12 protein-coding genes and 2 pseudogenes are annotated in these 13,563 nt (G+C 56.4%); 10 read left to right on the top strand and 4 right to left on the bottom strand.

Features of this window, described 5'->3' with window-relative positions; all coding sequences use genetic code 11:
* Positions 1 to 74: 74 nt before the first annotated feature.
* Positions 75 to 1,328, bottom strand: a complete 1,254-nt coding sequence (gene tyrS, locus N8E88_RS28500) for a tyrosine--tRNA ligase (RefSeq protein WP_262293475.1) — start codon at positions 1,326 to 1,328, stop codon at positions 75 to 77.
* Positions 1,329 to 1,428: 100 nt separating this feature from the next.
* Between tyrS and N8E88_RS28495 the strand changes: the two are divergent.
* Positions 1,429 to 2,560, top strand: a pseudogene (locus N8E88_RS28495) (anhydro-N-acetylmuramic acid kinase).
* On the opposite strand, the gene N8E88_RS28490 reads toward N8E88_RS28495, so the two are convergent.
* Entirely contained in the window at positions 2,557 to 3,231 is a 675-nt protein-coding gene (locus N8E88_RS28490; protein ID WP_027231414.1) for an alpha/beta hydrolase, read from the bottom strand. The pseudogene N8E88_RS28495 and the gene N8E88_RS28490 sit on opposite strands and share 4 nt — an antisense overlap.
* Positions 3,232 to 3,425: 194 nt before the next feature.
* Between N8E88_RS28490 and N8E88_RS28485 the strand changes: the two genes are divergently transcribed.
* The 7 genes from N8E88_RS28485 (at position 3,426) to N8E88_RS28455 (ending at position 10,319) form a co-directional block, all read left to right on the top strand.
* A complete protein-coding gene (locus tag N8E88_RS28485; RefSeq protein WP_262293474.1) occupies positions 3,426 to 4,601 on the top strand; it encodes a cysteine desulfurase family protein in 1,176 nt (391 codons plus the stop codon).
* Positions 4,602 to 4,769: 168 nt separating this feature from the next.
* Positions 4,770 to 6,296 carry a Fe-S cluster assembly protein SufB gene (gene sufB / locus N8E88_RS28480; RefSeq protein WP_262293473.1) on the top strand — a complete coding sequence of 509 codons (1,527 nt, stop codon included), beginning with the start codon at positions 4,770 to 4,772 and terminating at the stop codon, positions 6,294 to 6,296.
* Positions 6,296 to 6,502, top strand: coding sequence for a hypothetical protein (locus N8E88_RS28475; protein ID WP_112530945.1), 207 nt, complete (start codon positions 6,296 to 6,298; stop codon positions 6,500 to 6,502). Before sufB ends, N8E88_RS28475 begins: the two co-directional genes overlap by 1 nt.
* A gap of 82 nt (positions 6,503 to 6,584) precedes the next feature.
* Positions 6,585 to 7,340 (top strand): Fe-S cluster assembly ATPase SufC, encoded by a 756-nt coding sequence (gene sufC / locus N8E88_RS28470; protein ID WP_262293472.1) that lies wholly within the window; start codon positions 6,585 to 6,587, stop codon positions 7,338 to 7,340.
* Between the two features lie 11 nt (positions 7,341 to 7,351).
* Positions 7,352 to 8,623 carry a Fe-S cluster assembly protein SufD gene (gene sufD, locus N8E88_RS28465; protein ID WP_262293471.1) on the top strand — a complete coding sequence of 424 codons (1,272 nt, stop codon included), beginning with the start codon at positions 7,352 to 7,354 and terminating at the stop codon, positions 8,621 to 8,623.
* Between the two features lie 32 nt (positions 8,624 to 8,655).
* Positions 8,656 to 9,897: a cysteine desulfurase gene (locus N8E88_RS28460; RefSeq protein ID WP_262293470.1), complete on the top strand. Its 1,242-nt coding sequence runs from the start codon at positions 8,656 to 8,658 to the stop codon at positions 9,895 to 9,897.
* A 5-nt stretch (positions 9,898 to 9,902) separates the two neighbouring features.
* A complete protein-coding gene (locus N8E88_RS28455; RefSeq protein ID WP_224505993.1) occupies positions 9,903 to 10,319 on the top strand; it encodes an SUF system Fe-S cluster assembly protein in 417 nt (138 codons plus the stop codon).
* 156 nt (positions 10,320 to 10,475) lie between these two features.
* On the opposite strand, the gene N8E88_RS28450 is transcribed toward N8E88_RS28455, so the two are convergent.
* Positions 10,476 to 11,048 carry a hypothetical protein gene (locus tag N8E88_RS28450; protein WP_262293469.1) on the bottom strand — a complete coding sequence of 191 codons (573 nt, stop codon included), beginning with the start codon at positions 11,046 to 11,048 and terminating at the stop codon, positions 10,476 to 10,478.
* Between the two features lie 107 nt (positions 11,049 to 11,155).
* On the opposite strand from N8E88_RS28450, the gene sufA reads away from it, so the two are divergent.
* Both sufA and N8E88_RS28440 read left to right on the top strand, forming a co-directional pair.
* On the top strand, positions 11,156 to 11,530 hold the full coding sequence (gene sufA / locus N8E88_RS28445) for a Fe-S cluster assembly scaffold SufA (RefSeq protein ID WP_114429356.1): 375 nt from the start codon (positions 11,156 to 11,158) through the stop codon (positions 11,528 to 11,530).
* A 9-nt stretch (positions 11,531 to 11,539) separates the two neighbouring features.
* The gene (locus N8E88_RS28440) at positions 11,540 to 11,863 is read left to right on the top strand and encodes a TfoX/Sxy family protein (RefSeq protein WP_262293468.1); all 324 of its coding nucleotides are present in this window, start codon (positions 11,540 to 11,542) and stop codon (positions 11,861 to 11,863) included.
* A gap of 343 nt (positions 11,864 to 12,206) precedes the next feature.
* Here the strand turns inward: N8E88_RS28440 and N8E88_RS28435 are convergent.
* Positions 12,207 to 13,397, bottom strand: a pseudogene (locus N8E88_RS28435) (DEAD/DEAH box helicase); the annotation flags it as partial.
* Between the last annotated feature and the right edge of the window lie 166 nt (positions 13,398 to 13,563).

Raw genomic sequence — 13,563 nt, 5'->3', positions numbered from 1 at the left:
GACCATTCTGCAGTCCACTAATCTCCCTCATGGTGAGCCCCGTCGAACCACGCACAGCAGTAGTGCCAGCTATTTTAAACCGGCCGCACCAGAATATGCTTCTTCTTGCCAAGAGACAGCTTGATCACGCCCTCGGCCGTTACGTCGGATGAACTGATTTTAGCTTTTTCGTCTGAAACGCTGGCATCATTCACCCGCACAGCACCGCCCTGGATGTGGCGGCGCGCTTCACCGTTCGATCCGGCAAGGCCTGCCTTGACGAGAAGGGTCAAGATGCCAATTCCAGCTTCGAGGTCGCTGCCTGCAATTTCGACAGTCGGCAAATTAGTTGCCAAAGCGCCTTCCTCGAACGTCTTGCGGGCCGTTTCCGCAGCTTCCTCCGCAGCCTGGCGGCCGTGCAGGAGAGCTGTGATTTCGGTGGCAAGGACCTTCTTGGTTTCATTGATTTCCGCTCCCCCCAGCGAAGCCAGACGGCTGATCTCATCCAGCGGCAAGGTCGTGTAAAGTTTCAGAAACCGTTCGACGTCGGCATCTTCGGTGTTGCGCCAGTATTGCCAGAAATCGTAAGGGCTCAGCAGATCTGCGTTAAGCCAGACTGCACCAGTCATCGACTTGCCCATCTTCGCGCCTGACGAGGTGGTCAAAAGCGGCGAGGTGAGGGCGTAGAGCTGCGGCGTGCCAAGGCGATGACCGAGATCGATACCGTTGACGATATTCCCCCACTGATCCGACCCCCCCATTTGCAGGCGCAGGCCGTAGCGCTTGTTCAGTTCGACGAAATCGTAGGCCTGCAGGATCATGTAGTTGAATTCGAGGAATGAAAGCGACTGCTCGCGATCAAGCCGCTGCTTTACAGAATCGAAGGACAACATGCGATTGACGGAAAAATGCTGGCCGACATCGCGTAGAAATTCGAGGTAATTGAGCGGCAGGAGCCATTCGGCATTGTTGACCATCAGCGCGTCGTTCGGGCCTTCGCCAAAGGACAAATAATTGGCGAAGACTTTCTTGAGGGTATCGATATTGCTTTGGATGATCTCCGGCGTCATCAGCTTGCGCGCCTCATCCTTGAAGGATGGGTCGCCGACCATACCAGTACCGCCGCCCATCAGCGCCACTGCCTGATGACCAGTCTTCTGCATCCAGTGCAACATCATGATCTGCAGCAGGCTGCCCGCATGAAGGCTGGGCGCCGTTGGATCAAAGCCGATATATGCCGACACGGTTTCCTTGGCGAAGAGCGCATCCAGACCCGCATCGTCGGAAGTCTGATGGATGAAGCCGCGCGTTGAAAGCGTGTGCAGAAATTCGGATTTGAAGGCAGACATTTCGGATTTTCCTGATTGAATCAACTGGCACAAAAGATGTGCCTTGGAGGACGCAGCCGTTTAACATCATTCTCTATCGAATCACAAGAAAGGCAGTGTCTTGGCAGCGATACGGCGCGCAATCGGCCTGATGAGCGGAACGTCCATGGACGGAATCGACATCGCGCTCCTGGAAACGGATGGCAGAAGCGAAGTGCGGCGCGGTCCATCGGATTTCATGCCCTACGAACGTGCGTTTCAGCGCCGGATCGAAGCCAGTCTCGACGATGCGAAATCCATCACGTCGAGAATCGAAAGGCCAGGCGAACTTGGCGAGATCGAAGCGGAGCTGACAAAGCGTCACGGCGATGCGGTCTCGGTTTTTCTTTCGAGCCATAGCCTCGGTAAAGCCGATGTCGACGTGATCGGTTTTCATGGTCAGACGGTTCTGCACAGACCGCTTCGGGCGCTGACGGTACAGCTCGGCGATGGGAAAATGCTCGCTGACCGGACAGGTATCCCGGTCGTTTACGACATGCGAGCCAATGACATGGCGCACGGCGGGCAGGGCGCACCGTTGGTGCCTGCCTATCATCAGGCGCTGGCTGCGCGGGTTCCGACGGAACTCAGCAACAGCAAGCCTGTCGTCTTCGTCAACATTGGCGGCATATCCAACGTCACCATTGTTTCGGGCAATTCTGATCCGATCGCCTTCGATACCGGACCGGGCAACACGCTGATCGATCAGTGGGTCTCCGAAAAGGCAGGCATCGCTTACGATGCGGGCGGTACGATTGCCAGCGAAGGGCTGGTGATAGGCCATGCGGTCACGCGCTATCTGGCGAAACCGTTTTTCGATCTCGCTCCTCCAAAATCACTCGATCGCAATGACTTCACGCTTGCCGAGCTGGGTGACATGGAACTTTCAGACGGTGCACGGACCTTGGCCAAAGTGACGGCTGAAGCAATCCTCAAGGCGAGCGCCTATGCGCCAGAAATACCATCGCTCTGGGTCATTTGCGGCGGCGGCCGCAAGAATGCGACGATCATGACCGATCTTGCCGAGGGAGCAGCAAATGCCGGAGCAAAAGTTATCGTTGCTGAGGATCTGGGGTTCAATGGCGATTCTGATGGAAGCCGAAGCCTGGGCGTATCTCGCCGTGCGGTCGCTGGACGGGTTGCCGTTGACCTGGCCAACGACAACCGGTTGCAGCGCCCCCGTGTCCGGGGGCGTGCTCGTCAAACCTGCCTAGCGCAGGCGCTTCGGCTTGGCCTCGACCAATTCGCCATTCAAACGGCGATCGAGATAATCGGAGCATTCTGCGATGACCTCATCAGTCATGCCCGAGAAGAAGTGGTTGGCACCGACCATCGTCTTCTGCGTGATGGTGATACCCTTCTGCGTCTTCAGCTTATCAACCAGGCCCTGTACATCCTTGGGTGGTGCAACCTTGTCCTGATCGCCATGAAGGATCAGGCCGGAAGAAGGGCAAGGCGCGAGGAAGGAGAAATCATAGGTGTTTGGCTGCGGCGCGACCGAGATAAATCCTTCGATTTCCGGGCGGCGCATCAGTAATTGCATGCCGATCCAGGCGCCGAAGGAATAACCGGCGACCCAGCAGGTCTTGGAATCCGGATGGAGCGACTGCACCCAATCAAGCGCGCCCGCGGCATCCGACAATTCGCCTGAACCATGGTCAAACTCACCCTGGCTGCGGCCGATGCCACGGAAGTTGAAACGCAACGTCGTGAATCCGCGCTGCTGGAACATGTAAAACAGATCGTAGACGATCTTGTTGTTCATGGTCCCGCCAAACTGCGGGTGGGGATGCAGGACAATCGCGATCGGGGCATTTTTTTCCGTCGAAGGCTGATATCGGCCCTCAAGACGTCCCGCTGGTCCATTGAAAATTACTTCAGGCATATATACTCCAGTCTTCGCCAATTGGGCGCTTCTTGACCAGCCGGGCTTGACGGCAATCAACAGCGACCATAAAACCAGTTTAGAACCGTTCAAAACTGGTGTAGAACTTATCTCGAACCGGCTTAATAGGCTGGTACGAGGCCGAATTTCAAGAAAATTGCGCTTTTTGCCAAAAGAACAGGAATCAGAGAAGCATGGCCCGCAATCGCGCCTATCTCGACTACAATGCAAGTGCGCCGCTGATTGCGGCGGCGCGCGATGCTGTCGTCAATGCGCTGATGCAGACCGGCAATCCGTCATCCGTTCATCTGGAAGGCCGGGCGACCAAGGCAATTCTCGAAGCCGCGCGCCGCGATGTCGCTGCGCTGGTGAACTCCAAGCCTGATCATGTGTTCTTTACATCGGGTGCGACCGAGGCAGCTTCAACCCTGCTGACGCCACATTATACGATGGGGCGGGCAGCGATGCGTCTTTCGCGGCTTTATGTCAGCGCAACCGAGCATCCTTGTATCCTGGCCGGCGGACAGTTTCCGGCAGATCAGGTTGACTTAATTGGTGTTGACGACAACGGCCTGGTTGATCTGGAGCAGCTGCGCGAGTTTCTTGTTGCCCATGATCGCAGCCAAGGGCTGCCGCTCGTTGCCGTACAGGCGGCCAACAACGAAACTGGCGTCTTGCAGCCGATCGAAACGATTGGTGCGCTGGTGAAGGAATTTGGCGGGCTCTTCGTTGTTGACGCGGTGCAGGCCGCAGGACGAGTTCCGCTCGATATTACAACATCTTCTGCGGATTATCTCATCCTGTCGTCGCACAAGATCGGCGGTCCAAAAGGCGTTGGAGCAATTGTGGCCGTATCTGATCTGGTGATGCCGAAACCCATCATCCGCGGTGGTGGACAGGAAAAGGGCCATCGCGGCGGTACCGAAGCCTTGCCGCTGATCGCCGGATTCGGTGCAGCGGCACGCGTGGCCAAGGAACGCCTGGATTCTGGCGGATGGCCAACACAAAAACGCGAAATGATAGAACAGAGCGTGCGGGCGATCGCACCTGATGCATTTATCTATGGTGGGGCCGTCGACCGCCTGCCGAACACCACCATGTTTTCGCTGGCTGATATGAAAGCGGAAACGGTACAGATCGCTTTCGATCTTGCCGGAATCGCGCTATCGGCCGGATCCGCCTGTTCATCCGGAAAAGTCGGGCCAAGTCACGTGCTTGCGGCGATGGGATATGGCGACGGAACAGGCGGTCTGCGCATCTCAACGGCGCCGGATACCGGTGATGAAGAGATCGCGCTTTTTCTGGAAGCGCTGAAGATTATGGTCGCACGACGCGACCGCTCGAAACCAGCCGCGGCCGATGCCGCGTAAAGAAATTCGATTATCGGCAGATTATCGCCGTTAATTGAAAAAAATCCGGTGAATACCGGTGTTAAATCGTGCGATTGCGCACTACATAGAGGCAGATATTCAAGACGACATACTGCCTTGACGTTTGCAACTGCGGGACCTTGAACCCCGCGTGGATGGAGAACGCCAATGCCTGCAGTGCAGGAAACCATTGACCGGGTCCGTACGCTTGACGTGGACCAGTACAAATACGGCTTTGAAACCCTTATCGAAATGGATAAGGCGCCGAAGGGCCTTAATGCAGATATCATTCGCTTCATCTCTGCCAAGAAGAATGAGCCGGACTGGATGCTTGAATGGCGTCTGAAGGCTTATGAACGCTGGCTGACGATGGAAGAGCCCACTTGGGCGCGCGTGAACTATCCTAAGATCGACTTCCAGGACATGGTCTATTACGCCGGTCCGAAGAACCAGACCGGCCCGACGTCGCTTGCCGATGTCGATCCGGAGCTGCTGCGCACCTATGAGAAGCTGGGAATTCCTTTGAAAGAGCAGGAAATCCTCGCGGGTGTACGCAAGGTCGGCGAAGCGAGCCCCAGCGACGAAGATGAAGCCAGCGACAATGTCTACAAGTCCGGCCGCGTTGCTGTCGACGCTGTGTTCGACAGCGTCTCGGTGGTCACGACGTTCAAGGCTGAATTGGCAAAAGCCGGTGTCATCTTCTGCTCGATCTCCGAAGCGATCCGCGAACATCCGGATCTGGTGAAGAAGTATCTCGCAACGGTTGTTCCGGTTTCGGATAATTTCTACGCGACGCTGAATTCGGCTGTCTTCACTGACGGTTCGTTTGTCTATGTGCCGAAGGGCGTGCGTTGCCCGATGGAGCTTTCCACTTATTTCCGCATCAATGAGCGTGATACCGGCCAGTTCGAGCGGACGCTGATCATCGCTGAAGAAGGTGCGTATGTGTCCTACCTCGAAGGCTGCACGGCACCGCAGCGCGACGAAAACCAGCTGCATGCGGCTGTTGTCGAGCTGATTGCGCTTGACGATGCAGAGATCAAATATTCGACGGTGCAGAACTGGTTCCCCGGCGACGCGGAAGGCAAGGGCGGTATCTACAACTTCGTCACCAAGCGTGGCGATTGCCGCGGCGTCAATTCCAAGATTTCATGGACGCAGGTCGAAACCGGTTCCGCGATCACCTGGAAATATCCTTCGGTCATTCTGCGCGGTGATAATTCACGCGGCGAGTTTTACTCGATCGCCGTTTCCAATGGTCACCAGCAGATCGACAGCGGTACCAAGATGTTGCATCTCGGCAAGAACACGTCGAGCCGTATCATCTCCAAAGGTATTTCGGCGGGCAAGTCGAACAACACCTATCGCGGTCAGGTTTCAGCCCATCGCAAGGCCGAGAACGCCCGCAACTTCACCCAGTGCGACTCGCTATTGATCGGTAATGATTGCGGCGCGCATACGGTGCCCTACATCGAGGCCAAGAATGCGACCGCGCAGTTCGAACACGAGGCGACCACCTCGAAGATCTCGGAAGATGCGCTGTTCTATGTAATGCAGCGCGGCATTCCGGAAGAAGAGGCGATTGCACTCATCGTCAATGGCTTCGTCAAGGAAGTCATCCAGGAATTGCCGATGGAATTTGCCGTTGAAGCGCAGAAGCTGATCGGCATCAGCCTCGAGGGGAGCGTCGGATAATGGCACCAATCACTACTGACGCACTCGACAGGCTTCGCCGGCGTTATGAAGAACTGGGTGAAGTGATCGACGAGTTGACTGACACGATAGCGCGTTCGTCTACCGCGACCGAGAGCGTTCTTGAGCCGGAGCTGATCAGAGCGCGCAAGGAGCTCGCATCTGTGGTCGAGCGCCTCAAGACCCTCAGCGGCGAGAGTTCATCATAGTCGGTACGGCACAGGCCAACAGAACCAAGATTAAAAGTTAGGGATCGCCAAGGCTGATTCCCGGAATCCAAAAGGTAGTAAAATGCTGGAAATCAGAAACCTTCATGCGAAGATCGCAGACACGGACACCGAGATCATTCGCGGTCTGAATCTTACCGTCAAGGCTGGTGAAGTCGCTGCGATCATGGGGCCGAACGGTTCCGGGAAATCGACTCTGTCCTATATTCTCGCGGGCCGCGACGACTACGAGGTCACCGAAGGCGACATTCTTTACAATGGCGAATCCATCCTGGAGCTCGACCCGTCCGAGCGTGCAGCCAAGGGCATTTTCCTGGCGTTCCAGTATCCGATGGAGATACCGGGGGTTGCGACGATGGAATTCCTGAAGGTTGCGATAAATTCGCAGCGCAAGGCGCGCGGTGAAGAGCCGCTGAAAATCCCCGAATTCATCGGGCGCGTGAAGACAGCAGCTGCGTCACTCGACATGGATATCGCCATGCTCAAGCGTCCACTCAATGTCGGTTTCTCCGGCGGCGAGAAGAAACGTGCGGAAATCCTGCAGATGAAGCTGCTCGAGCCGAAGCTCTGCGTTCTCGACGAGACCGATTCCGGTCTCGACATCGACGCGCTCAAGATCGTTGCCGATGGCGTCAATGCATTGCGGTCGCCCGATCGCGCTGTTGTCGTCATCACCCATTACCAGCGTTTGCTCGACTATATCGTGCCGGACACTGTCCATGTTCTCTACAAGGGGCAGGTGATCAAGTCGGGCGACAAGAATCTTGCGCTCGAGCTGGAAGAGAATGGCTATGCCAATATCATCGGTGAGGCAGCCTGAGGAATAACGTCATGAATGTTCATACAGGACGCCAACCCACACCTGCTGAATCGGCACTGGTCGACGCTTTCGTCGACCGGATGGGCGAACTGCCGGGCGACGGCGAGATCGCCAGCGCCCGCGACAACGCCATTGAAGCGTTGAAGACGCAAGGTCTTCCTTCGCGTCGAGTCGAGGCTTGGCACTATACTGATCTGCGCACATTGCTACGCAACGTTCCCGCCCATGATGGGACAGCTGGAACCAACGCCTTGCCGGCGATTATCGCAGGATCGGCGGTGGCGACCGTTTCCAACGGCGTCGCGCTGACGTCTCCGCGTCTCGAAGGTGTCGAATTCACCAGGTTCGGTGATAAACTGTCCGATGGTTCGGTGATCCGCGAGCTTGCCATTCGTGACGGCGACGACGCGATCGGCCAGATCAATGCGGCATATGTCACCGATGGCTGGGCCATTGCCTTTGCCGATGGTGTAGAACTGGAAACGCCGCTCGAATTGCAGAACGCCCAGCTTCGCGGTCAGGGGCATGTGCGTTTTCCGGTCAAATTCGGCAAGGGTGTCAAGGCAACAATCATCGAGCGCCAAACCGGCGGCGAGGGCGAAGGTTTTTCGACCAGCGTCAGCAATGTAACCATCGCTGATGATGCCGAAATCACCTGGATCATCCTGCGCGAGCAGGGCGTCGAGGCAACGCAGCTGGCGCAGTTCATTGCCACGATTGGTTCCAATGCCAAATTGACGCTTTACGTTGTCAATGCCGGCGGCAAGCTCGTCCGTCAGGAAGTGCATGTGCTGGTGAAGGGCGAGGGTTCCGACTTCCAGCTCCGCGGTGTCAATTTGCTCGGCGGCGACAGCCATACGGACGTCACCATGACACTCGGTCATCTGGTCGAAAACACAACATCGGTGCAAATCATCCGAAACGTTGTGACGGATCGCGCGCGCGGAGTGTTTCAGGGTCAGATCAAGGTCAACAAGATCGCCCAGAAGACCGACGCGCGCATGGCATGCAACACGTTGCTTCTCTCGGACGATGGCGAATTCGACGCCAAGCCGGAGCTTGAGATTTTTGCGGATGACGTGGCGTGCGGCCATGGCGCAACCGTTACAGAGATCGATGGCAATCATCTGTTCTACCTGCGTGCACGCGGCATCCCCGAAAATGAAGCACGCGGTCTTTTGATCAAGGCTTTCGTTGCCGAAATCGTCGAAGAGCTGGAAAACGAACCCCTTGTCGAGGCGCTTGAAGACATTCTCGACAAATGGCTCGCGGTACACGTCTGATCGACTGAACCTATATGGAAAGCGCGGCTATCATGGATACAAGGATCATTCAAAGCGGCTATGACGTAGAGGCAATTCGCCAGGATTTCCCAATCCTGTCGCGTGAAGTCTATGGCAAGCCGCTGGTCTATCTCGATAATGGCGCTTCGGCCCAGAAACCGCGCGCAGTCATCGATATGATCACGCACACCTATTCCAACGAATACGCCAATGTGCATCGGGGGCTACATTTCCTGTCGAACGCTGCGACCGATGCCTATGAAAAAGCAAGGGAAAGCGTTCGACGGTTTCTGAATGCAGCGTCGGTTGATGAAATCGTTTTCACCAAATCTGCGACAGAGTCGATCAATACCGTCGCCTATGGCTACGGTATGCCGAATATCGGCGAGGGTGACGAGATCGTGCTTTCCATCATGGAGCACCACTCGAATATTGTGCCATGGCATTTCATTCGCGAACGGCAAGGTGCGAAGCTTGTCTGGGTGCCTGTCGATGAACAGGGTGCTTTCCACATCGAGGAATTTGAAAAGCGGCTGACCGACCGCACCAAGCTTGTCGCGATCACCCATATGTCGAACGTGCTCGGAACAGTGACGCCGATCAAGGAGATCGTACGCATCGCCCATGCGCGCGGTATTCCGGTGCTGGTCGATGGCAGCCAGGGTGCAGTGCACCTGCCGGTCGATGTGCAGGATCTCGGTTGCGACTGGTACGTCTTTACCGGCCACAAGATTTACGGCCCGTCGGGCATCGGTGTGCTTTATGGGCGCAAGGAAATGCTCGAAGCGATGCGGCCGTTCCAGGGCGGCGGCGAAATGATCGAGGAGGTGACGGAGGATATCGTCACTTACAACCACCCGCCACACAGGTTTGAAGCCGGCACCCCGCCGATCGCCCAGGCTATCGGGCTTGGCGCAGCGATCGAATATGTGGAAAAGATCGGCCGCGCCGCCATTCTCGCCCACGAAGAAGATTTGCGCGACTATGCACACCAACGTCTGCGCGAAATCAATTCGTTGCGTATATTTGGCGATGCAAAGGGCAAGGGTGCGATTATTTCCTTCGAACTGCAGGGCATCCACGCCCATGACGTATCGATGGTCATCGACCGTGCAGGCGTTGCGGTGCGGGCAGGTACCCATTGCGCCCAGCCGCTATTGAAACGCTTCGGTGTAACATCCACATGCCGTGCATCGTTTGCGATGTATAATACAAGAGACGAGATCGATGTTCTCGCCGATGCGCTGGAAAAGGCGCGGAAATTCTTTGGGTGATGACAATGACTGACAAAGTCGAGACACTGGAAAAAGCTGAGACACCGGTAGTTGAAACCGGTTCTGCAAAGGCTGAGGTCGAGACCGCGCCTGTGTCGGCTATTCCTGCCGACGAACTGGCGCGGATGACCGATGATGTGATCGGTGCGTTGAAAACCGTATATGACCCGGAAATTCCTGCCGATATCTACGAGCTCGGTCTGGTCTACAAGATCGACATCGAAGACGACCGTTCGGTCAAGATCGAAATGACGCTGACGGCACCGGGCTGCCCGGTTGCAGGCGAAATGCCGGGCTGGGTACAGGATGCGGTCAGCGCCGTAGAAGGCGTGAGTTTTGTCGATGTCACCATGACATTCGATCCACCCTGGACACCCGATCGCATGTCGGAAGAGGCGCAGGTTGCCGTCGGCTGGTACTAGGGTAAGTTGATATTCACGCCCTGACGGTCTGCAAACGGCATTTTTCTGCGATCGGTGCTCACGTACTCCAAGTACGCTCCGCTCCGCTTCTCGAAAACCACCGTTTTCGCCTCGTCATGATCGCGAATCTCAACGCACCCTAAGCAGGTTTTTTCTTTAAGGCGCTTCGCAGCCTTCCGGCACGCTCTCTTCGAACGGTTGATCTGATTTCTGCAGTGTTCCGTCCAATATGGAGAGCGGCACGTAGGGAACGCCCTGAATCGCCGGATTTGCCAGCCGCAGACGGTAACAACCATTGAACACCGTCACGCTGCCATCTTTGCCCTCGGATTTAATCGCCATTGGCTGGCTCCAATAGGCGGAACCGGCTGCGCCTTCGCCGACAGCCTTGCCGAACAGCACGCTGACCGACGCGGTGGTTTCATATCCCGCCTGAAACTGCGGGAACGGTTGCGGCGGGCTATCCGAAGCATAATAGCTGTAAGCGCGGGCATATTCTTGCCTATTGATGGCATTATAGTAGGATTTGATCAGGGCCTCGGGATTGCTCCGGTCATCAAGATATTCGGGCGGCGTCTGCGTTGCGGTTGCCGCTTGTTCCTTCGGTACCGGTGTTTCCGCGGGTGCAGGTGTGGTTGCTTCAGGCTGTTTCGCTTCCTGCGCAAGCCCTGGTACAATATGCAGCGAGAACACTGCTGCGCTGCAAACAACGAGATGGCGATAATTCATGCTTTCGGCCCTCTTGAACAGTTTGAACACTTGCAGTGACGGTTGTGTAACACTAACTATGTTATTCGAGTGATCGTTCCAGCGATCTCGAACAAGAGAGATGAGAAATGGGTCGTTTTTCTGTCATGACGTTGACTGACGCCGCCGCACAGCGCGTGAGCGAGATTGTGGCGACGCGCGAAAATGCGCTCGGCATTCGCGTCGGCATCAAGAAGGGCGGCTGCGCAGGCATGGAATATATGATCGATCTCGTTACCGAAGCAAAAGCCGGTGATGATGTGGTCGAAAAAGACGGCTCGAAGGTTTTCGTCGCGCCGGAAGCTGTGCTCTACCTCCTGGGCACGCAGATGGACTTTGAGGTGACCAAGCTGCGCACAGGCTTCGTCTTCAACAATCCCAATCAGACTTCAGCCTGCGGCTGTGGAGAGTCTGTTGAGTTGACGCCGGTCAAGCCGGAAGCGCTGGCATCAGCCGCTTCTTGATCTTCCGTCATGGACAATGACGCAATTCAGGATTTGTTTTCAGGGCTAGGGCCGGTCACGATCAAACGGATGTTTGGCGGCGGCAAGGGTATCTATTTCGAGGGCACGATCATCGCGCTCGAAGTCAGTGACGAAATTCTCTTGAAAGCAGACAAGGTCTCAGCGCCCGAGTTTGAGGCAGCCAATTGCCGCCAATGGACCTATGAGCGCGAGGGCAGGAGGCCAGTCGGCATGCCTTATTGGTCGGTCCCCGCAGAGGCTTTCGATGACCCCGACATCATGACGGAATGGGCAAGACGGGCGTACGAAGCGTCACTGCGTATAGCCAAATAACGCTCGCGCCTGCAATAAAAATTCAGACCTTTGTGTCGATCAGCATGAATGCCGGGATTTCATCACCGAAACCAATCGGTGCCGAACCCATGTCATCGCGGTCGCGACGGTGATCACGGCGCGGCTCGGCATGCGGAACGCGGGCACGGCGCTGCTCATTTTCCGCTTTGATCGCGGCCTTTTGCGGTTTCTCAGCTGTACGAGTGATCGGCTGATCATCGACTATCGGCTGCGCATCGACGTCTTTGGCCTTTTCAGCCGCTGCGATAATGTCGATTTCGGACTGTGGACGTTCGCGTTCACGGCCCTCATTGCGCGGCCTGCGCTTTGGCACGCTCTTGTCGCGACTATTGCGGCCACGGCGCGGCGCATCATCCGGCTCAGTCGAAACAGGCAGAGTCGACAGATCACCATCGTACCAGTTGATGTCCTCGCCGATCAGCTTTTCGATCGACGCAAGATATTTGACATCGGCTGGCGTCACCAGCGTAAAAGCCTTGCCGGAGCGGCCAGCGCGACCCGTACGGCCGATACGATGGACGTAGTCTTCGGAATGGATCGGGACATCGAAATTGAACACGTGGCTGACATCGGGAATGTCGAGCCCGCGCGCGGCGACGTCAGACGCAACGAGAATCTTCAACTTGTTGTCTTTGAAGTTAGCCAGCATTGTCGTGCGCGCGCGCTGATCCATATCGCCGTGCAGGGCGCCGGCATCGAATTCGTGTTTCACCAGCGAGCGGAAAAGCTCGGACACATCCTTCTTGCGATTGCAGAAGATGATCGCGTTCTTCAGTCCGTCAGCTTCGGCGCGGATGAGATCGCGCAGCACCGCGCGCTTCTCCCAATCCTTTTTACCTGACTTCACCAGCTGCTGCTCTACCGTTTTCGCCGTCGTCGCTGCCTTTGCAACTTCGATGCGGACGGGAGAATGCAGGAATTGTTCCGTCAGCTTGGTGATTTCCGGCGGCATGGTTGCCGAGAAGAACAGTGTCTGGCGCGTAAAGGGGATCAGCTTGCAGATGCGTTCGATATCGGGAATGAAGCCCATATCGAGCATGCGGTCGGCTTCGTCGATGACGAGAATATCGACGGCGCTCAAAAGCAGCTTGCCGCGCTCGAAATGATCGAGCAGCCGTCCCGGCGTTGCGATCAGGACGTCGGCGCCGCGTTCAAGCTTGCGCAGCTGGTCGTCGAAGGAAACGCCGCCGATCAGCAGCGCGACGTTGAGGCGATGGTTCTTGCCATACTTGACGAAGTTTTCTTCAACCTGCGCTGCGAGTTCGCGCGTCGGTTCAAGGATGAGTGTGCGTGGCATACGTGCCCGCGCGCGGCCCTGTTCGAGCAGCGTCAGCATCGGCAGAACGAAAGAGGCGGTCTTGCCGGTTCCGGTCTGGGCGATGCCAAGAACGTCCTTGCGTTGCAGCGCGTGCGGGATCGCGCCAAGCTGGATCGGTGTCGGTATCGTATATCCTGCTGCTTCTACAGCATCGAGCACTTTCGGCGAAAGGCCCAGGTCAGCAAAGGTGGTCAATGGAGATTTAACTTTCTATCTGCAGTCGGTGCTGCGCATGCCTGTTGTCGGCTAGGGCGTCATCTGCATCAAAGCATCAGGCACTCTCGATTTTGCACAGCGTTTGCTGACAATGGCGTTACGGCGCATGCCAGCAAAAGTCAACTCTTGCATGAAGCCAGATTTA

This window comes from Phyllobacterium zundukense (assembly GCF_025452195.1).
Taxonomy (GTDB): Bacteria; Pseudomonadota; Alphaproteobacteria; order Rhizobiales; family Rhizobiaceae; genus Phyllobacterium; species Phyllobacterium zundukense_A.
This window is presented reverse-complemented; position numbering and strand designations above follow the sequence as displayed.